Source organism: Acidimicrobiales bacterium (genome assembly GCA_040219085.1).
Lineage (GTDB): Bacteria > Actinomycetota > Acidimicrobiia > Acidimicrobiales > JAVJTC01 > JAVJTC01.
The window spans coordinates 1-19,975 of sequence record JAVJTC010000039.1 but is presented as its reverse complement, the minus strand read 5'-3'; the positions used below and the strand labels follow the sequence as shown (position 1 = coordinate 19,975).

Sequence of the window (19,975 nt, the reverse complement as noted above, 5' to 3'; positions counted from 1 at the left end):
GGTGGCGCCGGGCCCACCACGATGATTCGGCGGGCATGGTGCGACACGTCGTCGCCGAATTCGGCGACGATGGGGGCGTGACCACGCTCGCGGACGTCCCGGCCCACTCCGACCGCCGGCTCGCTGTCCGGGCCACGGCCGACGCGCAGCGATGGCTCCGCGGCGGGCACCCCTGGCTGTACGAGGGTTCGATCACGTCGGTCTCCCATGAGGGTGCGCCCGGGGACCTGGCGGTCGTTTTCGACAGCGACCGTGACTTCCTCGCGATCGGGCTGTGGGATCCGACCGGTCCGATCCGTGTGCGGATTCTGCACGCTGGATCACCGACGAAGATCGACGACGACTGGTGGTTCGGTCGTGTCGCCACCGCAGTCGGCCGCCGGGCCGGCCTGATCGCGGACCCCGCCACGACGGGGTTCCGGCTGATCCACGGTGAGAACGACGGCCTTCCCGGGATCGTCGTCGATGCCTACGGCCCGCACCTGGTGGTCAAGATCGACACCGCCGCCGCTCTCGTGCACCTGCGTGCGGTCCTCGATGCTCTGAGCGTCCTCGTCGAGCCCTCGCCGGCGTCGGTGTTGCTGCGGACCAGCCGCAGCGTCGATCCGGCCGACCTGCACGGTCTCATGGAGGGCGCGGCGCTGCGGGGTGAGACTCCCGACATCGCCGAGTTCCTCGAGAACGGGCTCGCGTTCGGTGCAGACCTGCGTCGTGGCCAGAAGACGGGTCATTTCCTCGACCAACGCGACAATCGGGTCGCAGTGGGCGCCATCGCCGGCGGGCGCCGGGTACTCGACGTCTTCTCCTGCACCGGCGGGTTCGGTGTCCACGCCGCCGCCGGTGGGGCGACCTCGGTCACGTTCGTGGACCAGAGCGTGCCGGCACTCGCGGCCGCGCGGGCGAACATGGCGCGCAACGCGGCGGCCGTGGGGGAGTGCCGGGTCGACACCGTCGCCGGGGACGCGTTCGTCGTGCTCGAAGACCTGCGGCGGCGCCGAGAGCGCTTCGACATCGTCGTCGTCGATCCGCCGTCGTTCGCCCGACGGGCCTCGGAGGTCGACGGCGCACTCGAGGCGCACCGGAAGCTGACGGGCGCCGCGCTCGACGTCCTCGCACCGGGCGGGTGCCTCGTGCAGGCATCCTGTTCTTCGCGGATCAACGCCGACACCTTCACGGCGACGGTGGTGGGCGCAGCCCGGGAACACGGCCGGGCTCTCGTCTCCGTCGAGACGACGGGCCACCCTGTCGACCATCCGGTCGGCTTTCCCGAAGGGGCCTACCTCGCCGCCGTCCGGGGAACCGCGCCGTGAGCGAGCGACACGGTCCGCGCCTGCACAGGCTCGCGGCCGTGGTCAGGGCGGTGGTCGACCCCGAGGCTGCCCAAGGCGCCCCCTGGGCCGAGCCGCTTCCGGCGGCACAGTGGCGTCGGCTGCGTGCCAGCGCGGACCGTCACAGGGTCGTGGGAATGCTCGGCCACCTCGTGGTCCACGGGCGACTCGCCGTCACCGACGCCCAGTTCGACGATGTGGCCGCCGACATGGAGCGCTGGGCCGGCCACGTCCTCGTCGTCGAGGACCTCGCCGTGAGGGCGACCGCGGCACTCGAGGCCGGCGGAGTGGACGTGCGGACAGCGAAGGGCGTCGCTCTCGCCCACACGGTCTATCCGGCGCCCGAGGCCCGGGTGTTCGCCGACGTGGACCTCTTCGTGCCCGCTGCCTCGATCGACGCCGCGGTGGAGCTCCTGGGTGACGAACTCGGCGCACAACGGGCGCTCCCGGAACTGAGACCGGGCTTCGACCACGAGTTCGCCAAGGAGGTGATGCTCGAGACCTCCGCCGGCTTCGAGTTGGACCTGCACCGCACGCTGGTTCCGGGCGCCTTCGGGCTGCTCGTACCCCTCGATGAGCTCTACGACCATCGCCCGACCTTCCACCTCGCAGGCAGGGAACTCGCCACATTCGACACCGTGCACCATGCGGTCTACTCGGCGATGTCCGTGGCGCTCGCGGACATCCCGGTGCGCTACTCGGCCCTGGCGGATCTGGTCCTGCTCGTCGGCCAGGGTGGAGACGACGTGGCCGAGGTGATCGCAACCGCCCACCGGTGGGGTCAGGCGATCGTCCTGCAGCGGGCGGTGCACCTCGTCGGGCACCACCTCGGGGTCTGGCCATCGGACCACCCCCTCGTCACATGGGCCGACCGGTACCGACCCGGGCGCAGAGAGAAACTGCTGTTGGCATCGAACCTGGCCGCCGGCCGTACCTACCTGCGTCAACTCGCCGCGGTCGCAGTGCTCGACGGGGTGGGTCGCCGGGGACGTTACCTGCGTGCACTCGTGAGCCCGAGCGACGAATACCTCGCCGCGCGTGACTGGCGGCGCGGCTCGCACGTCACCAGGGCGTGGCGGCGCCTGAGGGGCCGGTGATGGCGACCGACCCGTTGTACCGCAGAAGTGGTGACGTGCTGTGGCGGTCGACGCCAACGGGGTTGTGGCTCCGGCCCCTCGGGGGCGAGACACTCACCGTCGCCGCGCCCGGCGACGCCGTGTGGGTCCTCCTGGAGGAACCGGCCACCCTCGACGATCTCGTCAGAGCGCTTGCCGATCACTTCGGCGAACAGGTGGAACGCATCCGCGGCGATGTGGAGACGCTGCTAGCGGATCTCGTGGCACGGGGCGTGGTCCGCGTCGACCCGTGAACGTGACGCGGGACCGCGGAGCCCCGGTTCGCTCACGTCAGTCGTCGTCGGGGCGGCTCTCGTCGTCGGCTTCAGCGCCGACCACGGCGAATTCCCTGTCGAGCTGGACATCGACCTGACTGCCGTCGGGGAGGGTCACCTCGACCTCGTAGAGGCTGTCCTCGTCGCCGATCTCGGTCTCGGTGACACGCCCGTCGGGGTATTCGGCGAGCGCCGCCGCGGTCGCCCTGTCGAGGGCCTCACCGGTGATGGGCTGTTCGTCGTCACCCGCTCCGGCCGCCATGACCGCTCCGGCCGAGGCGATCCCCGCGACGATGACCGTTGCGGCGCCGGCTGTGATGATCTTCGTTCGCTTCTTCATGACGCCAGTATGCGCGACAGGTCCTGACGCCACCCTGACGCGTCGGTCAGGTCGTCGGCTCACTGCCGAAAGCGAAGCGCCACCAGCGCTCGATGCGTTTGCGGTGGTGGCCGAGCGCGAGGACCATGTGGTTTCCGAGGGGTGCGTCGAGTAGCTCCGTCACGTGGCGGTCCACGAGCTGGACGGTGGCCTGGGTGCGGCACAGGTCGGGGGAGTCACCCGTCGCGACGATGTCGACGTCGCTGCACCACATGCGGTCGAGTCGGGAACCTCCGATCCTGATGATCGTGGCCGGACCCGAGGCGAACACCCCCGAGATGCCCACGCCGATGCCGGACTCGAAGTGAGTGGACAGCGACTGGTCGTCCACGAGCGACGGCGCCACGGTGCAGTGTGCGAGCACCAGTCGGTCCTCACGGATGTCGACCTGCGCGGGGTTCGCGATCCACGAGGGTCGGTCCAGGAGGTGACGGACGAGGAGCATCGCGAGGGCGGCGGGCACGTCGCCCTCGCACCCAGCGACGACCCCGGCGTCGTTGAGTGCAGCCAGCGCGAGGCAGCCTGAGGTGGCGAGGTCCTCGAGCAGGTCGAAGCACCGGACAGTGACGGCGTCCACGTTCGCGTCGCGGATGGCCGCCTCGAGTGCGGGGTGTACGCGTGCGGCGGTCTCTATAGCTCCCTCCCGGAGGTCGTCGTGTCGTGAACGGCCGAACGCGACCGCCACCGAGCCGTCGTCGGGTCGGGTCGTGTCCCTGTGGTGTTCGACGACGGATGCCACGTCGATCGGGACCATCTCGACGCCCCAGCGGGAGCGCACCAGGTGTGCCGGCGGGCTGCTCGCCACGAGCCACTCGGAGGCGTCGCCGACGGCCCCCAGTCGGGTCCTGTGCAGACGGTGGATCGTGGTGAGGTCGGTGACGGTCTCCGCTATCCGGTCGAGCGTGTCGGGGCCTCCGGCGTAGAGGATGCGGCTCGGGATCCCCCGCTGGGTGAGTGCGGCCGACGCCTCCATGGCAGCCGGTAGTGAGTTGTGCGAGGGATGCGCGACGAGCACCGCTGGTTCGAACGGCACGTGGTGTCGTCTGGTCTCGACGACTCCGAGGACGGCACGCTCTGTGCCGCCCGTGGCGACGAGGATGAGCAGCGGAGTGTCGCCGGCGGCCTCCGGCGTGGGTACAGCGGCTGCTCCGAGCTGGTCGAAGAGCTTACGGACGGGTTCCGTGACCCGGTCGATGGAGCTCGTGTCGTGGATTCTCGAGGCGACGGTCGTGAAGGCGAAGGATTCCATGGATCGACGAGACGACGCGGGGGCCGACGCCGCAAGGGTCCGAGGTCCCCGCCGCTAGCTTCATGTGCGTGCAGACGGACACCGGAGAGTCGTCGATGTCCGCCCCGGAGATACCGATCCGCCCGGAACTGCGTGGCTGGTCCCACCTCGTGGCGGCCTTCGTCGCCGCCGCGGTCGCTCCGGTGGTGATCGCCCTCGCCCCCGAGGGAACGAGAGCCCTGGCGGCTCTCTACGCGGTCGGGGTGGTCGCCGTCCTCGGCGTGTCGGGCTTCTACCACCGGGTGTTCTGGGCGACCCGACTGCGCTCGTTCATGCGGTCGCTGGACCACGCCATGATCTTCGTGTTCATCGCCGTGACCTACACGCCCGTGAGCGTCGCGACGCTCGACGGTGGCGCGCGGGCGGCGATCCTCGCGGTCGTGTGGGGCGGTGCGGCGGTGGGCATCGTCATGCGGCTCTCGTGGCCGCAGGCCCCCACGTGGCTCGTGGCCGTGCCCTACGTCGTGGTCGGATGGGCGATCCTCCCGGTCATCGACCGTGTCCTCGACGGCCTGGGCTCGGGCGGGTTCAGCCTGTTGATGATCGGCGGCGCGCTCTACACCCTCGGTGCTGTCGTCTACGCCTGTGGTCGACCTGATCCGTGGCCGACCCGGTTCGGGTTCCACGAGGTCTTCCACGTTCTGATCCTCGCCGCCATCGCCAGCCACTACGTCACGGTCGCGTTCTTCGCCCTGCCCCTCGCGGGGGAGTAGCGGCGTTCGGGGCTCCCGGATCGCGCCGGTCGCCTCGGGTACCGTTCGGCCGTGAACGAGGCCCATCACCACCATGGACTCGAGGGCGGCTGGCTGAACTTCCCGCTCGGTCCGGTCGGTCGGATTCTCGCTGCCGCACTCGCCGTCATGACGGTGCTCCTCGTCGTCGGCGTCGCGCTCATGTGGCCTTCGGCTGATGACGAGGGGACCGGTCCTCTCGGGCAGGCCGTGGTGGACCCGGTGGACGCCACCGTGATCGCCGTGCGCAGCGACGTGGCGTGCGCCTCGGTTCCCGAAGGGGTGGACGTGCGTTGCGACGCGGTGGTCTTCGAGATCGTCTCGGGTCCCACTGACGGTGAGCTCTGGACGTGGGAGATCGACGCGTCGAGCCGGTTCGCCCCCCGCTTCGAAGTCGGCGACGACGTGTACCTGTCGACGCAGCCCGGTGTCACCGACGAGCGGTTCCGCTACTCGTTCATCGACTTCGACCGGGAGTCCGAGCTGGGCTGGCTGGTGGTGCTCTTCGCCGTGGCCATCATCGCCCTGGGGGGGCTTCAGGGGGTGCGGGCGCTCGTGTCGCTCGGGCTCAGCTTCCTCGCCCTGGCCTGGTTCACGCTGCCGGCCATCCTCGACGGTGCGAGTCCGGTCACGGTGGCGCTCATCGGCTCAGGTGTGGTCGCTGTGGTGGCGCTCATCACGACCCACGGACTCAACCACCTGTCCGCGGTCGCTCTCCTCGGGTCCTTCGCCGCCCTCGGACTGACCGGCGGGCTCGCTTGGCTCTTCGTGCGGGTGACGAACCTCAGCGGCATCGCCGACGAGAACGTCCGTTTCCTGCTCGTCGGACGCGATGCCATCGATCCCCGCGGCCTGCTCCTCGCGGGGATCGTGATCGGCGCGCTCGGTGTGCTCGACGACGTCACGGTGACCCAGGCAGCCGCGGTCTCGGAGATCCACCGGGCGAATCCCGGGTACGGGGCACGGCGGCTGTATTCCGCCGCGCTGAGGGTCGGACGGTCCCACATCGCGTCGACGACCAACACACTCGTGCTCGCCTATGCCGGAGCGTCGCTGCCGCTGCTGCTGTTGTTCACGGAGACGGAACTGTCGATCGGGCAGGTGGCATCGAGCGAACTGATCGCAGTGGAGATCGTGCGCACGGCGGTCGGCACCATCGGCCTGGTCGCGTCGGTTCCGGTCACCACCGCGCTCGCCGTCTGGGTCGTTCGCGGTGACGCGCACGCCGAGGACGGGGACGACCGGGAGGCCGACGACGAAGACCCGGGTGGGGCATCCTCCGCCGACGGGCCCGAGGTGGGCCGAGTCACCTGGGACGACTTCGCGCCCCGCGAGCGTCCGATGTGACTACCGTGGCGCCCCATGTGCGGTCGCTTCGTCTCGTCGACCCCGCCGGACGCGCTCGCGGCCTATTTCGGCGCCACCACGATCGCCGAGTCCCTGCTCGAGGCGAGCTACAACGTCGCGCCGACGAACCTCGTCCCCACTGTCACGGACCGTGACGGCGATCGGAGCCTCGACCTCTTCCGCTGGGGGCTGGTGCCGTTCTGGGCGAAGGACCTCAGGATCGGGAACCGGATGATCAACGCCCGGGCCGAGACCGTGGCCGAGAAGAACGCGTTCCGCTCGGCATTCCGCAAGCGAAGGTGCATCATCCCCGCCGACGCGTTCTACGAGTGGGTCCGGATCGAGGGGGACGACCGCAAGCAGCCTGTGGCGATAAGCCGCGCCGACGGTGCCCCGTTCGCGTTCGCCGGGCTGTGGGAGTCCTGGCGGGACCCGGAGGCCGGCGAGGACGCCGCTGCGGTGCGGACCTGCACCATCATCACCGGTTCGCCCAACGAGAAGGTCGCGAAGATCCACGACCGGATGCCGGTCATGTTGCCGCACGGGGTGTGGGATCCCTGGCTCGACGACACGAACGACGACGTCGCGGCGCTGAAGAGCCTGCTCACTGCGGCACCGTCGGAACTGATCACCATCCACGCCGTGTCGACCGAGGTCAACAACCCGCGCGCTCGCGGGGAGGGCCTCCTCGATCCCGTGGTCAACCCTGCGCTCACCGACGCCGACGGGCGTGTCGCGTGAGCACCGTGACCCTCGACGTCACCGAGCGCACCCTGCGGCAGAAGGCCGACCGCCAGCTCCTGCGGTGGCAGGCCCGGCTAGAGACACACGGCTTCGATCGCGTCGCCCCGTGGGGTGGCGCAGCGGTTCTCTTCGCGGTGCTGCTGGCCCTCGCCCTGGCGCGCTCGCGTGAGTTGTCCGCGGGCGGCGACCTCGCCGAGTTCGCCCAGAGCGCCTGGCTCATCGGCGAGGGGTTCCGGCCGGAGTCGACCCTGCTCGGCGGCAACTACCTGGCCGAGCAGGCCGCCTTCGTCGTCTATCCGGTCGCGGTCGTCGTCGACGTCTTCCCCACGGTGACGACCCTGCTCATCATCCAATCTCTGGCCCTGGCGGTCACGCTCGTGCCGATCTGGCGGATCGCTCGTGACGTCGCCAACCTGAAGATGGGTTCGACGATGGCGGTGACATTCGCCTACGGCGTGTATTCCGCGGTGCACGACATCAACCTGGCGGATTTCCACCCCGAGGCACTGGCTCTCCCGGCGCTCGTGGCCGCTGTTCTGTGCGCGTTGAAGGAGCGGTGGATCCCGTACTGGGTGCTGGTGGCCGTCGTGCTGTCCACCCGCGCCGACCTCGGGCTCGCCATCGCTGGCCTCGGCGTACTGCTCGTCGTCGAGGGGCGCCGACGCACGGGGGTGGCCACGTCGATCGTCGGGCTCGGGTGGAGTGCCATCGCGATCCTGGTCGTGCAGCCGGCCTACGCGGGGGGTTCCTACCCCCATGTGGAGGCTTTCGACCGCTACGGGCAGGACAACCCCTACGACGTTCTGTGGGGGATCATCTCGGCTCCCCACGAGTTCCTCGGCGATCTCGCATCCCAGGAGAACTTCTTCATCCTGGTCTCGCTGCTCGCGCCGGTGGTGTTCCTGCCGGTCGTCGCGCCGCGCTATCTGCTCCCGGGTGTGCCGCTGTACCTGCTGTATCTCGCCGCGGACGTGCCCGAGGGCCAACTCGCGGAGGCCCAACAGACCGTTCCGATCACGGCCTTCGTCTTCGTCGCCACGGTGTTCGCGCTCCAACGCAGCGGGCACAAGCTGGTTGAGCGGGTGCGTGTGGACAGGCGCGTCGTGTGGGCCGTCGTGCTCGCCGCGAGCGTGTTCTTCATCCGTGATGCCGCGTCGAGTCCCTATGAGGAACCGTGGCAGTGGGGTCGTCGTGACGTGGTCGACGGCGCGCGCCTCGAAGCTGCCGACATGGTCCCGGAGGATGCCGCGGTGCGCGCCGGGGATCTCATCCTCCCGCTCATCGCGGACCGTTCCCGCTTGTACGCGCTCGACACGATCGAGGTCGACCGGCTCCGTGACGCTGCCGGTCCCGCAGCCGCGGACGTCGAGTACATCATCCTCGACGAGACCACGGCGCCCGGTGAGGCCGATCAGGCCGACGGTTTCCGCATCAACTTGCAACGCCTCGGCTGGGAACTCGTCTCCGACAGCGAGGGCATACGTGTATTCCGGTTCACGGGCGAGGACTCGACGCCCGATGTGAGCGTGGACGACGCCGACGAGACGTCCTAGTCGCCGGGTTCGCCCGCCTGCGTGTCGTGGCCGGCGGCGCGCAGGGCGGCGCGCAGCGTCTTCGCGTTGGATGCCAACTCGTCGGGATCCACCGAAGCGGCGGCGGTGCTGAAGTCGAAATCGCCCATGTCCCAGGTGGCGAAGACGTGCACGTGGACGTGGGGCACCTCGTAGCCGGCGATGATCGTGCCGACGCGTGGCGGGGACCAGGTGGTGCTGATGGCGGTCCCGACGTGGTGGGCCACCGCGGTGAGGTGTTGATTCGTGGCCACGTCGAGGTCCAGCCAGTGGTCCACCTCCGCACGTGGGACCACGAGGGTGTGGCCGGGCGTCAGGGGATTGATCGACAAGAACGCGGCGCACGTCTCGTCGCGCCAGACGAAATGACCGGGGAACTCGCCGTCGATGATCCGGGTGAACACGGTGGGCATGGATGACCTCCTCGGTCCGATCCTAGGCTGGGGAGGTGACGGTGACGGAGGAACGGGGCCTCGGGCCGGTGTGGACCCTGCCGAACCTCGTGACGTTCGCCCGTCTCGTGTGCATCCCGGTGTTCGCGGTCCTCGTACTCGTCGCCGATGACCGCCTGAGCGCCGCCATCTTGTTGGCCGCCCTAGGTGCGACCGACTGGGTGGACGGCTGGCTCGCCCGGCGCCTGGACCAGGCGACCGACCTGGGTCGGATTCTCGATCCGACCGCTGACAGGCTGATGTTCTTCGTCGCCGTCGCCGTGATGATCGCCGACGGGTCCGTGCCGCTGTGGTTCGCGATCGTGGTGGTCGTCCGCGAGGCGCTCGTGGCCGGTGGCGTGCTCGTGCTCGCCGCGCTCGGAGCCGACGGCGACATCGTCGAGGTGACGTGGTGGGGCAAGACCGGCACCTTCGGGCTGATGTTCGCCTTCCCGCTCTTCTTGATCTCCCATGCCGACGTCGCCGGACCGGCGGGCTGGGAGGCCGCGGCGTGGGCTTTCGGCATCCCCTCGCTGGTGATCAGCTGGTACGCGGGCCTCACCTACATCCCCCAGGGTCGACGTGCGCTCGAGGATCTCCGCTCGCGGTGACCTCTACCTCCGGTCGAGGCTTTGTGTCCGATGTCTCAGCTGTGGTCTAACGTCAGGGCATGGACATCCCCGAGGAGTTGCGGTACTCGACGGACCACGAGTGGGCCCGTCTGGAGGGCACCCGTGTCAGGGTCGGGATCACCGACTACGCCCAGGACGCCCTGGGTGACGTCGTCTTCGTCGACCTTCCGGCCGTGGGTGCGCGGGTGGAGCGCAACGCCACCTTCGGCGAGGTCGAGTCGACGAAGTCCGTCTCGGACCTCTTCGCACCGGTGGCGGGCACCGTGGTCGAAGCCAACACGGAACTCGCCGACGCCCCCGACAGGCTCAACGACGACCCCTACGGTGAAGGTTGGATCTGCATCGTCGAACCCGATGATCCCGCCCAGATGGACGAGCTCCTCGATGCCGCCGCATACCGCGCCCTGATAGAGGACTGACCCGACCGTGTCGTCGCTCGTCTGCCCACGGTGTGAGCACCGCAATCCCCTGGACGCGCGCTTCTGCTCGTCGTGTGGCACCCCGCTGACCGACCGTGACGCGGGTGAGGCGACCGAGTCCCATGACGTCGAGGTGGACGACGAGCCCACGCCGCAGGTCGACGCCGGCGGAGACGGGGCGGCCTTCGTCGTGCACCGCGGGCCCAAGGCGGGGTCCCGCTACGCCCTCGACGAGCCCGTCATCACGATCGGGCGTGACCCTCAGAGCCTCATCTTCCTCGATGACGTGACCGTGTCGCGTCGCCACGCAGAGGTACGGACCGCATCGGACGGCTCCCATATCGTCGCTGACGTCGGCTCGCTCAACGGCACCTATGTGAACCGCGAGGGAGTCGAGGAGGCCGCTCTCGTCGACGGCGACGTGGTCCAGATCGGCCGTTTCAAGCTCCTCTACCGCCACGGTGTTCTCGGTGGATGAGCCCACCGGAAACCGCACGATCGGCGACGTCCTCACCGAGCTGCACCCGGATTTCCCCGACATCACCGTCTCGAAGATCAGGTTCCTCGAGACGCAGGGTCTGCTGGACCCGGAACGCACACCGTCGGGCTACCGGACCTTCTCCGATGTCGACGTCGCCCAGCTGCGCTGGGTACTCACCCAACAGCGGGACCACTTCCTGCCTCTCAAGGTCATCCGGAGCCGCCTGGATGCCGGCGACGGGCCACGGGGCGCCCGTTCGTCCTCCGAGGAGGCGGCTCCGCCGGTCGATCTCGGTCCGAGCACGGTCAGCTTCGACCGTGACGAGCTGATGCGCACGACGGGGCTCGACTCCGATCAGATGCGAGAGCTCGAGGCTGCAGCGATCCTCGCTCCGCAGATGGTCGAGGGGTCCAAGGTCTACGACGGCGACGATCTACTCGCGGCCCGCGCCGCCGCAGGGCTGATGCACCGCGGCCTCGAGGCCCGCCACCTGCGGTCCTACCGCGTGTCGGTGGAACGTGAGGCGGGACTGCTCGAACAGCTCCTGACCCCGGTCGCCACCCACGGGGGAGATGCGGGTCGGCGACGTTCCTACGAGCTCGTCGGCGAGCTGGCGGGGCTGGGGGAGCAGTTGCGTCGGGCGCTGCTGCGGCGTTCACTGCGCTCATCGTCGGTCGGCCCTCCGTGACCGGTCCCGCCGTCGTGCACGACGCCGCGGCGATCGCCACGGCGACACGCCGACTGGCGGCGGAACTCTCACGGAACCATCCCGGCGGGTTCGTGGCGGTGGCGGTGCTCAAGGGCAGCCTCTTTTTCCTCGCCGACCTCGTCCGGGAGATCGAGGTGCCCGTCGAGGTCGATTTCCTGGCGGTGACGCGCTTCGCCCCGGACAGCGGCCGTGTCAGACTCGTGAAGGACCTCGACATCGACATCACGGGCCGCGACGTCGTGCTGGTCGAAGACGTCGTCGACACCGGGCTGAGCCTGGGATACCTGCTCGGTGAGCTCCGCCGCCGTTCACCCGCTTCGCTGAGCGTCGCGACACTGTTGGACAAGCGGGACCGGCGGATCCTGCCCATCGCGGTCGACCACGTCGGGTTCGTCGTCGCGGACGAGTTCCTCCTCGGCTACGGCCTCGATTACGCGGGCCGCTACCGGAACCTGCGCGACATCGTCGTGGGCGACGTCGACGTTCTCGCCGCCGACCCCGATGCCTACGTCGCTGCGCTCTACGGCAGTTGAACATCAGGGGGACGTCGCTCGCGGCGACGCGGTGCCACGCGCGGGGGTAGGGTCGCGATCGTGATCGAGATGGAACTCGTGGGTGTACGGGTCGAACTTCCGTCGAACTCGCCGATCGTGCTCCTGCGCGAGCAGACCGGCGAGGGACGTCTGCTGCCGATCTTCATCGGCGGCCCGGAAGCAACCGCGATCGCGCTGGCGCTCGAAGACGTGGAGACCCCCCGCCCGATGACCCACGACCTGATGGCGACCGTCCTCGGCGAGCTCGAGGCGACCGTCGAGCGGATCGAGGTCACCGAACTGCGGGACCGCACCTTCTTCGCCGAGTTGCGCATCAGCCACGGTGAGCGGGCCTACACGGTCTCGTCGCGTCCCTCCGATGCCATCGCGCTGGCCGTGCGGATGGGCACGCCCATCTTCGCTGCGGAGTCGGTCCTCGACAGCGCCGGTTACACGACGACCGATGAGGACGACGACGGTGACGAGCAGCCCGAAGAGGTCGTCGAGCAGTTCCGTCAGTTCATCGATTCCGTGAGCCCCGAGGACTTCGACATCTCCTGACCGGGCGAGCGCCGGCCGGAGGGCCGGGGCGCGACCATCATTGACTGGCGCCCCCCGGGTACCTACCCTGTCACACGGGCGTAATTTCGCCCTTGTGACGCCGCCCAACCCGGAAGCCGGATGTGCCGTGTCCCGAGGTGCGTCGGACCGCAGAACGCCGGAGGAGTGGGATGGCAACGGTGAACGTGGAGCAGACCTTCAGTGGAAAGCGTGCGGCCGAGATCGTCGGCATCACCTACCGCCAGCTCGACTACTGGGCGAGGACGGACCTCGTGCGACCCTCGGTTGCCGACGCACACGGCAGCGGATCGCGTCGCAAGTACTCCTACCGGGACCTCCTCGAGCTGAAGGTCATCAAGAACCTCCTCGACGCGGGTATCCGCCTCGAGTCGGTCCGTGACGCGTTCAGCTACCTGCGGGAGAACCTGGGCGAGGACGTCGCATCCGCGAACCTCGTGATCGCCGGAAGCCGTTCAGTCGTCGTTCAGAGCGATCAGGAGCTGATCGACGTCCTCCGGGACGGCCAGGGCGTTCTCAACATCCTGACACTCGGCAACGTCAAGGACGAGCTCGACGCTGCCATCGTCGAACTGCATCCGGCCGGCGCCGGCGACGACGTCGTGCTCGACGAGTCCGTCGACGACGTAGCCGCGAACTCCTAGGCGCCGACGCGGCGATGCCCCCCACGTCGGCGACTCTCGGCGCTCTGCCGCACGAGCTGGTCACCTTCGCCCACAACTCCGAGCGTCAGTTCGCCCGCCTTCTCGATTTCTACGGTGTCGAGTGGCAGTACGAACCCGTCACCTTCACGCTGCGCACCGATGACCGGGGAAACATCGTCGAGGCGTTCAGTCCGGACTTCCACCTCCCGGACTATGACCTCTTCGTGGAGATCACGACCCAGCGCCAGCAGCTCGTCACCAAGAAGAACCGCAAGGTACGCCAGCTGCGCGAGCGTCACCCTCACCTGCGGATCAAGATCCTGTACCAGCGTGACTACCTCGGCCTGCTGGTGAAGTACGGGCTCGAGGAACCCTCCCAGTTCGAAGGCACAGGTGAGATCGTTCCCGCCATCGAGCAGGGCGACACGCTGATGGACCTCGGCGATCTCGGTGATGCGATCGGGTTCGCCCGTCCTGATCTGCACAGATGACGCTTCGTAGATCCCCGCTTCACGACCGCCACGTCGCTGCAGACGCGAAGCTCGTCGACTTCGGCGGATGGGAGATGCCGGTCGCGTACGGCACCGGAACCCTCGCCGAGCACGCGGCGTGCCGCGAATCCGTCGCTCTCTTCGACGTCTCACACCTCGGTACGGTCTCGGTGCGTGGTCCCGGCGCACGTGAGCGACTTCAGGCGACGCTCACGAACGATCTCGCCAAGATCAGTATCGGGCGGGCCCAGTACACCCATCTTCTCGCGGACGACGGCTCGGTTCTCGACGACCTGATCGTGTGGTGGACGGGCGACGACGAGTTCTCCGTCATGCCGAACGCCTCGAACACGGACCGAGTCGTCGCGGCGCTCGGCGGAGACGACGTGACCGCCACCCGCGCCGTGCTCGCCGTCCAAGGGCCCGACGCGCGGTCGTCGGTCGCGAAGGTCTCCCCGGCGGCCGCCGAGGTCGGTCGGTTCCGGGTCGCCTCCGTCGACATCGACGGCGTGGCCGTCACCGTGGCAGGGACGGGGTACACGGGCGAGGACGGGCTGGAAATGGCCATCCCGGTGGACGCGGCGGGCGAGTTGTGGGATCGCCTCGTGGGGGCAGGGGCAGTGCCGGCGGGCCTCGGGGCGCGTGACACCCTCCGCCTCGAGGCCGGGCTTCCGCTCCACGGCCACGAACTCGGTGCGGGGATCACCCCGTTGCAAGCCGGGCTCTCGTGGGTCGTGGCGTTCGACAAGGGCGACTTTCCCGGCAGGGCGGCACTGGTGGCTGAACGCGACGCGGGACCGGCACGCCATCTCGTCGGGATAAGGATGGATGGCCGGCGGCCACCGCGTCACGACAACCCCGTGCTGGTCGACGGTCAGATCGTCGGGGTCGTTACGTCGGGGAACCAGTCCCCGACGCTGGGGGTGGGTATCGCCTTGGCGTTCGTGCCACCCGGGGTGGTCTCCGGCGCCGCGGTCGCCGTCGACATCCGGGGGCGTCTCGAGCTCGGGACCGTGGTCGACACGCCCTTTGTCAGCTGAGTCGGTCAGCTGAGTAGGTCAGCTGAGTCGGTCAGCTGAGACAGTCGGACTAGTCGAGGACGTCGAGCGACTTCTGGCGCAACAGGTGATCGGCGAGTACGAGCGCCACCATCGCCTCGACCATCGGCACCGCTCTGGGCAGCACACAGGGGTCGTGGCGGCCCTTGGCCTCGAGTTCGACGGGGTTTCCCGCGGAATCGACGGTCTTCTGGGGAGAGCCGATCGTCGCGGTGGGCTTGAACGCGACCCGGATGGCGATGTCCTCGCCGTTGGAGATCCCTCCCTGCACTCCGCCGGAACGGTTGGTGGATGTGATCGGAGCACCGCCGGGACCGGGTTCGAAGGCGTCGTTGTGTTCGCTTCCGCTCATCAGCGTCCCACCGAAACCGGAGCCGATCTCGAACCCCTTCGCGGCCGGGAGCGACAGCATCGCCTTCGCGAGATCGGCGTCGAGCTTGTCGAAGACGGGTTCGCCGAGCCCGGCGGGAACTCCGCGGGCGATGCAGGTCACGATTCCACCGAGCGAGTCCTTGTCGCGCCGCGCCTGTTCGATGGCGGCGGTCATCGCCTCGGCTGCGGCGGGATCGGGGCAGCGGGTCGGGTCACTCTCGACCCGGTCGAGTGTCACGGTGGCTGGATCGACTGTGGCACTGATGTCCCGGACGCTGCTGACCCAGCCGAGCACCTCCACACTCTCCAGCACACGGAGGAGCTTGCGAGCGATGGCGCCGGCGGCAACCCGGCCGATCGTCTCGCGAGCTGAGGCGCGTCCCCCACCGCGGTGGTTGCGGATCCCGTACTTCGCGTCCGTGGTCCAATCGGCGTGGCTCGGCCGGTAGACGTCGGCGAGGTGGTCATAGGCGGCGGGGCGTGCGTCGGCGTTGCGGACGAGCATCCCGATCGGAGTGCCCAGTGTGCGTCCCTCGAAGACGCCCGAGAGGATCTCGACGGTGTCGGCCTCGTTGCGCTGGGTGACGAGGCGGCTCTGGCCGGGGCGTCGCCGGTCCAGGTCGTGTTGGATCTCTTCGGTGTTCAGCGGGAGGCGGGGAGGGCAGCCGTCGACGACGACTCCCACGCCACCACCGTGCGACTCACCCCAGGTGGCGACGCGGAAGAGGGTCCCGAAGGTGCTCGACATGTCGGGAAGGATACGTCTAGGTCTCGGCGCCGAGTCGGTGTTTCTGCACCTTGCCGAGCGCGTTGCGGGGCAGTTCGGCGACGAGATGGACGATCCGCGGGTGCTTGAATGCCGCGAGATCGTCAGCGAGGAAACTCCGCACGGCCTCCACGTCGGGCGTGCCACCGTCTTCGGCGACGATCCAGGCGGTGACGATCTCCCCCCAGTCCGGGTCGGGGGTGCTACCGACCGCGACCTCGGTGACGCCGGGCATCGTGACGAGCAGGTCCTCGATTTCACGGGGGTAGACGTTCTCGCCGCCGCTGATGACCATGTCACCGGCCCGTCCCACGAGACGGATGTCGCCGTCGGGTCCGACGGTGGCGAGATCCCCCGTGCGGAACCAACCGTCCTCGAACGCGGCCGTCGTCGCCTCCGGATTGCGCCAGTAGCCCGGGAACACGTTGGGGCCACGGACAAGGACTTCTCCCGGGTCCCCGTCGATGCGGGCCTGCACGCCGGGCAGTGGGTAGCCGACGCTGCCCGGGCGGCGGGGACCCGCGAGTGTGTTGGACACCAGCATGCCGGTCTCGGTCATGCCGTACCGTTCCAGGATCTCGAGGCCGGTCAGCTCATGGAAGCGGTGCCATGCGTCGGGCGCCAGCGGAGCTGATCCCGACACGCACAGGCGCAGCCGACGCATCCGGGCGACGTCGGGGTGGGCGAGGAGCCGCGAATACATCGTCGGGACACCGAAGAACATCGTCGCGGCCGTGTCGTCGACCGCTGCGAGGACGTCATCGGGGTCGAAGCGGGGGAGGAGCACCGCGTGTGCGCCGGCTGTGAGGGTTCCGTGCAGGCCGACGCCGAGACCGTGCATGTGGAACAGCGGCAGGGCGAGAACCAGCCGGTCGTTGGCCGTCCATCCCCACGCAACCCGCACGGCCTCGGCCGTTGCGAGCAGGTTCCCATGGGTGAGCACGGCCCCTTTGGGCGCCCCGGTGGTACCCGACGTGTAGCCGATCATCGCCGGCGAGTTCCCGTCGACCTCGTCGAGGGACCCGGGCTCGGCCTCACGGACGGGCAGGTCGGGCCTAATGACCGTGACCTCCGGCGCCAGCCAGCCGGACCAGCGGTGGTCGTCGGTGACTGCGAGCCGGGCGCCGCTGTCACGGGCGATGTGGGTGACTTCGCGTTGTCCGAGCGCACCGTTGACGGGCACTACGACGGCTCCCAGACGCAGTGCCGCCACATGCGCCGCGACGAGATCGAGCGAGGGCGCCGCGCTCGTCATGACACGGTCGCCGCGTCGCACGCCCGCGCCGAACAGCCGGGCCGCGGCGGTTGCGCTGCGGCTGTCGAGGCCGCCACGGGTGAGCGTCTCGTCGCCGTGGGTCAGGCATTGACGGTCCGAGTCGTCGTCGGCGAGTTCCTTCCATGCTGCGGGGAGAGTGCCCCGCCTGAGAGGGTCGCCGAGGTGGGGATGAGGGCCTGAATCGACGATGGTCATCGGCTGAGTCGGGTCACGGTTCGAGGCCGGCGCACTCGCGACGTTCGGCCGTCACCGTGTCGAGGCGAGCGGCCTCCTCGGCATCGGGCTCGTACGGCGTGGCGATTCCGTCGACGAGGGTTGCGGGCAGCCACTCGTGATCCAGCAGGTCGCTGTCGGGGTAGATGGTGAGACGGAGGATCCCGCTCTCGGTCGCCGGGGCCTCGGTGGCGTCGGCCACCAGATTGCCCATTCCGAAGTGGACGACGGATCGACCGCTCGTGCCGTCGGCCTGGACGCTCTGGGTGTGGGTTCCGACCACGATGTCGGCCCCCGCTGCTATCAGGCCCTCAGCGGTCGCCATCTGGCCGTCGAACGGGCAGTTCGCACCCGGTTGCCCCCAGTGGAGGTACACGACGATGACGTCGAACGAATCGGCGGTGTTGGCTACCGCACTCTCCAGCCGTTGTCGCTCTCCCGCTCTGGCCCATGCCACCCCCGGTTGGTCATCCGTGGCCGCCCAGGTGTCGATCGTGTCCTCGTCGAGGACCTGAGTGGCGCCGAAGATGGCGATGGACACGCCCCGGATCGCCACGGTGAATGGAGCGAGGGCCTCGGCGCGGTTCTCGCCGAGCCCGACCGCTGCGAGGTCGCGCTCTGCGATGGCGGCGAGCGTGTCGGAGAGCCCCGCGGCGCCGTAGTCGAGTGCGTGGTCGTTCGCCAGCGACACGACGTCCACACCCGAAGCGGCCAGCGCGTCCAGCACGGCGGGCGGCGCTCGATACGTCGCGGTTTTCGGCTCGGCGACACCTCCGGTGGTTATCGCTGTGTGGAGGTTGACGACGGCGAGGTCGGCCGAGCTGAGAAGCGGCTCGAGTGGTGAGAGGAAGCCAGCCGGGTCCGACTCGAAGGCCTCTTCCACGACCCCTTCGAAGCTCACGTCGCCGCCGAACGCGATCACGACCGGTTCGGGGATGGAGCCGTCCTGCAGTGAACCCGGGGTCGCCGAGATGGCAATGAGCGTGTAGAGGGGAATGGCGGCGCCCACGAGAGCCAGCAGCCAGATGGGAGGCCGGCCGGTCATGGTTCGAGGTACGCGCAGCTGCGTCGCTGCTCGGCGACTGCCGCGAGCTCCTCGGCCTGTGCCGGGTCGGGCTCATATGGGGTGGCGACGCCCCGAACGAGGGTTGCGGGAATCCACTCGCGGCTGATCGCGAACGTCTCGGGATCGATCGTCAGCTCGAATATCCCGCTCTCGGTTCCCGGTCCCTCGAGGGCGTAGAAGACCAGGTTGCCCATCCCGTAGTGCACGATCGTGTCCGCGAGCATCCCGTCGGCCTGGATGCGGTGGGCGTGGGTGCCGATCACGGCATCGGCTCCGGCGGCGACCAGGTCGTTGGCGATGGAGATCTGGGCTCCCGCGGGGCAGAACTCCTTTTCGATCCCCCAGTGCATGAATGCGATCACGACGTCGTGGTCCTCGTGGGCCGCCGCCACGGCGTCCACGAAGTACTGCCGTTCGATGCCCAGGGCCGACACGAGCCCCGCACGGTCGTCGGTGGCGACCCACGTGCCGGTGGCGAAGCCGTCGAGGACCTGGGTGGCGGCCAGAATGGCGATCCTGACGCCGCGGATCTCCACCGAGTAGGGGGTGATCGCCTCGGTTCGGTTGCGACCCGCCCCGATGAGGCCGAGACCGCGTTCGGAGATCGCGTCGAGCGTGTCCGTGAGCCCGGTCTGGCCGAAGTCCACGCCGTGGTTGTTGGCGAGTGAGACGACGTCCACCCCCGCTCCAATCAGCGCGTCGAGGGCGAGGGGCGGAGCCCGGAAGGTGAACTCCTTGGGCTCCGGGACGCCGCCTTCGGTGATGGCGGTCTCGAGGTTGACGACGGCGAGGTCGGCTGCGCTCATGATGTCCGTGAAGGGATCGAGGATGCCCTCGGGGTCGTCGAAGAGGGCCTCCCGCAGGATGCCCTCGAAGTGGACGTCGCCCCCGAAGGCGAGGACGACCGGGGGATCCGGAGTTGGTTCCGGCGTGGGGGTCGGCGTCGACTCGGGCGTCGGAGCCGCAGTCGGGTCGGGTAGGGGCGAGGGCGTCGGTTGCGCTGTCGGGGTCGGCGGCGCGTCCGCAGCGAACTCGGGTCTCTCGGCGTCGCCCAGGGTCTGGGTCGTGCCAATGACGACTGCGAGCGCGAGCAGTGGCACGGCGATGAGAAAGACAACCGGGTACCACCGAGCCTGCACCCCTCACAGGTTACCGGCGGCGCAGCGGCTCCTCAGGCGATGCTGCGGGGCTCATCGGACGAAGAGTTCATCGGTGTGGTTGGTTCATCGGTGCAGTCGGCTCACGCTGCTGCATCGGCCTGGTGGGGTGGTGCGTTGGCTCGGTGGTGCCCTGTGAGGGTGGGTGCGGTGCCGGTGACTGCGATCTCTCCGTTGTGGAGGGCGGTGTGGTGGCGTCGGCAGAGGAGGGTGAGGTTGGCGAGGCTTGTGGGGCCGCCGTTGGCCCAGTGGACGATGTGGTGGGCGTCGCACCATTCTGCGGGTGTGGTGCAGTCGGGTTCGGTGCAGCAGCGGTCTCGGGCGACGAGCGCGTCCCACATGGCCGGTGGGGGTGTGCGGGTTCTCTGGC

At 69.2% G+C, this 19,975-nt stretch carries 24 protein-coding genes; 16 read left to right on the top strand and 8 right to left on the bottom strand.

The window, feature by feature from the left end:
* The 3 genes from RIE08_16275 to RIE08_16265 form a co-directional block, all read left to right on the top strand.
* Positions 1-1,310: class I SAM-dependent methyltransferase (locus tag RIE08_16275; GenBank protein ID MEQ8719168.1), on the top strand; the 1,310-nt coding region annotated here is incomplete at its 5' end.
* A complete protein-coding gene (locus tag RIE08_16270; protein ID MEQ8719167.1) occupies positions 1,307-2,425 on the top strand; it encodes a nucleotidyltransferase family protein in 1,119 nt (372 codons plus the stop codon). The genes RIE08_16275 and RIE08_16270, both read left to right, overlap by 4 nt.
* Complete coding sequence (locus RIE08_16265; protein ID MEQ8719166.1) at positions 2,425-2,697, top strand: PqqD family protein; 273 nt, start codon at positions 2,425-2,427, stop codon at positions 2,695-2,697. Before RIE08_16270 ends, RIE08_16265 begins: the two co-directional genes overlap by 1 nt.
* A gap of 37 nt (positions 2,698-2,734) precedes the next feature.
* Here RIE08_16265 and RIE08_16260 read toward each other — a convergent pair whose 3' ends face one another.
* Positions 2,735-3,058 (bottom strand): hypothetical protein, encoded by a 324-nt coding sequence (locus RIE08_16260; GenBank protein MEQ8719165.1) that lies wholly within the window; start codon positions 3,056-3,058, stop codon positions 2,735-2,737.
* A 46-nt stretch (positions 3,059-3,104) separates the two neighbouring features.
* Complete coding sequence (locus RIE08_16255; protein ID MEQ8719164.1) at positions 3,105-4,346, bottom strand: hypothetical protein; 1,242 nt, start codon at positions 4,344-4,346, stop codon at positions 3,105-3,107.
* A gap of 68 nt (positions 4,347-4,414) precedes the next feature.
* On the opposite strand from RIE08_16255, the gene RIE08_16250 reads away from it, so the two are divergent.
* Genes RIE08_16250 through RIE08_16235 form a run of 4 tightly spaced genes read left to right on the top strand, consistent with a single transcriptional unit; the run spans position 4,415 to position 8,760 of the window.
* Positions 4,415-5,098: a hemolysin III family protein gene (locus RIE08_16250; GenBank protein MEQ8719163.1), complete on the top strand. Its 684-nt coding sequence runs from the start codon at positions 4,415-4,417 to the stop codon at positions 5,096-5,098.
* 51 nt (positions 5,099-5,149) lie between these two features.
* Positions 5,150-6,463: a YibE/F family protein gene (locus RIE08_16245; protein ID MEQ8719162.1), complete on the top strand. Its 1,314-nt coding sequence runs from the start codon at positions 5,150-5,152 to the stop codon at positions 6,461-6,463.
* Positions 6,464-6,478: 15 nt separating this feature from the next.
* A complete protein-coding gene (locus RIE08_16240; GenBank protein MEQ8719161.1) occupies positions 6,479-7,204 on the top strand; it encodes an SOS response-associated peptidase in 726 nt (241 codons plus the stop codon).
* Entirely contained in the window at positions 7,201-8,760 is a 1,560-nt protein-coding gene (locus tag RIE08_16235) for a DUF2079 domain-containing protein (GenBank protein MEQ8719160.1), read from the top strand. Before RIE08_16240 ends, RIE08_16235 begins: the two co-directional genes overlap by 4 nt.
* Here RIE08_16235 and RIE08_16230 read toward each other — a convergent pair.
* A complete protein-coding gene (locus RIE08_16230) occupies positions 8,757-9,191 on the bottom strand; it encodes an HIT family protein (GenBank protein ID MEQ8719159.1) in 435 nt (144 codons plus the stop codon). The two genes, RIE08_16235 and RIE08_16230, sit on opposite strands and share 4 nt — an antisense overlap.
* A 35-nt stretch (positions 9,192-9,226) precedes the next feature.
* Here RIE08_16230 and RIE08_16225 point away from each other — a divergent pair, with 35 nt between their 5' ends.
* From RIE08_16225 to gcvT, 9 genes are all read left to right on the top strand, one after another.
* Positions 9,227-9,820, top strand: coding sequence for a CDP-alcohol phosphatidyltransferase family protein (locus RIE08_16225; GenBank protein MEQ8719158.1), 594 nt, complete (start codon positions 9,227-9,229; stop codon positions 9,818-9,820).
* A 59-nt stretch (positions 9,821-9,879) separates the two neighbouring features.
* Positions 9,880-10,260, top strand: a complete 381-nt coding sequence (gene gcvH, locus RIE08_16220; GenBank protein MEQ8719157.1) for a glycine cleavage system protein GcvH — start codon at positions 9,880-9,882, stop codon at positions 10,258-10,260.
* Positions 10,261-10,267: 7 nt separating this feature from the next.
* Positions 10,268-10,738 carry an FHA domain-containing protein gene (locus tag RIE08_16215; protein MEQ8719156.1) on the top strand — a complete coding sequence of 157 codons (471 nt, stop codon included), beginning with the start codon at positions 10,268-10,270 and terminating at the stop codon, positions 10,736-10,738.
* Complete coding sequence (locus RIE08_16210) at positions 10,731-11,429, top strand: MerR family transcriptional regulator (GenBank protein MEQ8719155.1); 699 nt, start codon at positions 10,731-10,733, stop codon at positions 11,427-11,429. The genes RIE08_16215 and RIE08_16210 overlap by 8 nt, the downstream gene beginning before the upstream one ends.
* A complete protein-coding gene (gene hpt / locus RIE08_16205) occupies positions 11,426-11,983 on the top strand; it encodes a hypoxanthine phosphoribosyltransferase (GenBank protein MEQ8719154.1) in 558 nt (185 codons plus the stop codon). The genes RIE08_16210 and hpt overlap by 4 nt, the downstream gene beginning before the upstream one ends.
* Before the next feature lie 69 nt (positions 11,984-12,052).
* The gene (locus RIE08_16200) at positions 12,053-12,544 is read left to right on the top strand and encodes a bifunctional nuclease family protein (protein MEQ8719153.1); all 492 of its coding nucleotides are present in this window, start codon (positions 12,053-12,055) and stop codon (positions 12,542-12,544) included.
* Between the two features lie 170 nt (positions 12,545-12,714).
* Complete coding sequence (locus RIE08_16195; GenBank protein MEQ8719152.1) at positions 12,715-13,206, top strand: MerR family transcriptional regulator; 492 nt, start codon at positions 12,715-12,717, stop codon at positions 13,204-13,206.
* Between the two features lie 14 nt (positions 13,207-13,220).
* Positions 13,221-13,697 (top strand): hypothetical protein, encoded by a 477-nt coding sequence (locus RIE08_16190; protein ID MEQ8719151.1) that lies wholly within the window; start codon positions 13,221-13,223, stop codon positions 13,695-13,697.
* Positions 13,694-14,737 (top strand): glycine cleavage system aminomethyltransferase GcvT, encoded by a 1,044-nt coding sequence (gene gcvT / locus RIE08_16185; GenBank protein ID MEQ8719150.1) that lies wholly within the window; start codon positions 13,694-13,696, stop codon positions 14,735-14,737. Before RIE08_16190 ends, gcvT begins: the two co-directional genes overlap by 4 nt.
* Before the next feature lie 49 nt (positions 14,738-14,786).
* Here the strand turns inward: gcvT and aroC are convergent, their stop codons facing one another.
* From aroC to RIE08_16160, 5 genes are all read right to left on the bottom strand, one after another.
* Positions 14,787-15,875: a chorismate synthase gene (gene aroC / locus RIE08_16180; GenBank protein MEQ8719149.1), complete on the bottom strand. Its 1,089-nt coding sequence runs from the start codon at positions 15,873-15,875 to the stop codon at positions 14,787-14,789.
* Between the two features lie 16 nt (positions 15,876-15,891).
* Positions 15,892-17,364, bottom strand: a complete 1,473-nt coding sequence (locus tag RIE08_16175; protein ID MEQ8719148.1) for an AMP-binding protein — start codon at positions 17,362-17,364, stop codon at positions 15,892-15,894.
* 13 nt (positions 17,365-17,377) lie between these two features.
* Positions 17,378-18,427 (bottom strand): CapA family protein, encoded by a 1,050-nt coding sequence (locus tag RIE08_16170; GenBank protein ID MEQ8719147.1) that lies wholly within the window; start codon positions 18,425-18,427, stop codon positions 17,378-17,380.
* Entirely contained in the window at positions 18,424-19,587 is a 1,164-nt protein-coding gene (locus RIE08_16165; GenBank protein MEQ8719146.1) for a CapA family protein, read from the bottom strand. Before RIE08_16165 ends, RIE08_16170 begins: the two co-directional genes overlap by 4 nt.
* A 101-nt stretch (positions 19,588-19,688) precedes the next feature.
* The coding region (locus tag RIE08_16160) for an HNH endonuclease signature motif containing protein (protein MEQ8719145.1) at positions 19,689-19,975 on the bottom strand (287 nt) is incomplete at its 5' end.

Excerpts from the sequence above, each read along its gene's own strand:
- RIE08_16265 (MEQ8719166.1), top strand. The coding sequence starts at position 2,425 with ATGGCGACCGACCCGTTGTACCGCAGAAGTGGTGACGTGCTGTGGCGG.
- RIE08_16260 (MEQ8719165.1), bottom strand. The coding sequence starts at position 3,058 with ATGAAGAAGCGAACGAAGATCATCACAGCCGGCGCCGCAACGGTCATC.
- RIE08_16255 (MEQ8719164.1), bottom strand. The coding sequence starts at position 4,346 with ATGGAATCCTTCGCCTTCACGACCGTCGCCTCGAGAATCCACGACACG.
- RIE08_16240 (MEQ8719161.1), top strand. The coding sequence starts at position 6,479 with ATGTGCGGTCGCTTCGTCTCGTCGACCCCGCCGGACGCGCTCGCGGCC.
- RIE08_16230 (MEQ8719159.1), bottom strand. The coding sequence starts at position 9,191 with ATGCCCACCGTGTTCACCCGGATCATCGACGGCGAGTTCCCCGGTCAT.
- gcvH (MEQ8719157.1), top strand. The coding sequence starts at position 9,880 with ATGGACATCCCCGAGGAGTTGCGGTACTCGACGGACCACGAGTGGGCC.
- RIE08_16200 (MEQ8719153.1), top strand. The coding sequence starts at position 12,053 with ATGGAACTCGTGGGTGTACGGGTCGAACTTCCGTCGAACTCGCCGATC.
- RIE08_16195 (MEQ8719152.1), top strand. The coding sequence starts at position 12,715 with ATGGCAACGGTGAACGTGGAGCAGACCTTCAGTGGAAAGCGTGCGGCC.
- RIE08_16190 (MEQ8719151.1), top strand. The coding sequence starts at position 13,221 with ATGCCCCCCACGTCGGCGACTCTCGGCGCTCTGCCGCACGAGCTGGTC.
- gcvT (MEQ8719150.1), top strand. The coding sequence starts at position 13,694 with ATGACGCTTCGTAGATCCCCGCTTCACGACCGCCACGTCGCTGCAGAC.
- aroC (MEQ8719149.1), bottom strand. The coding sequence starts at position 15,875 with ATGTCGAGCACCTTCGGGACCCTCTTCCGCGTCGCCACCTGGGGTGAG.
- RIE08_16175 (MEQ8719148.1), bottom strand. The coding sequence starts at position 17,364 with ATGACCATCGTCGATTCAGGCCCTCATCCCCACCTCGGCGACCCTCTC.
- RIE08_16170 (MEQ8719147.1), bottom strand. The coding sequence starts at position 18,427 with ATGACCGGCCGGCCTCCCATCTGGCTGCTGGCTCTCGTGGGCGCCGCC.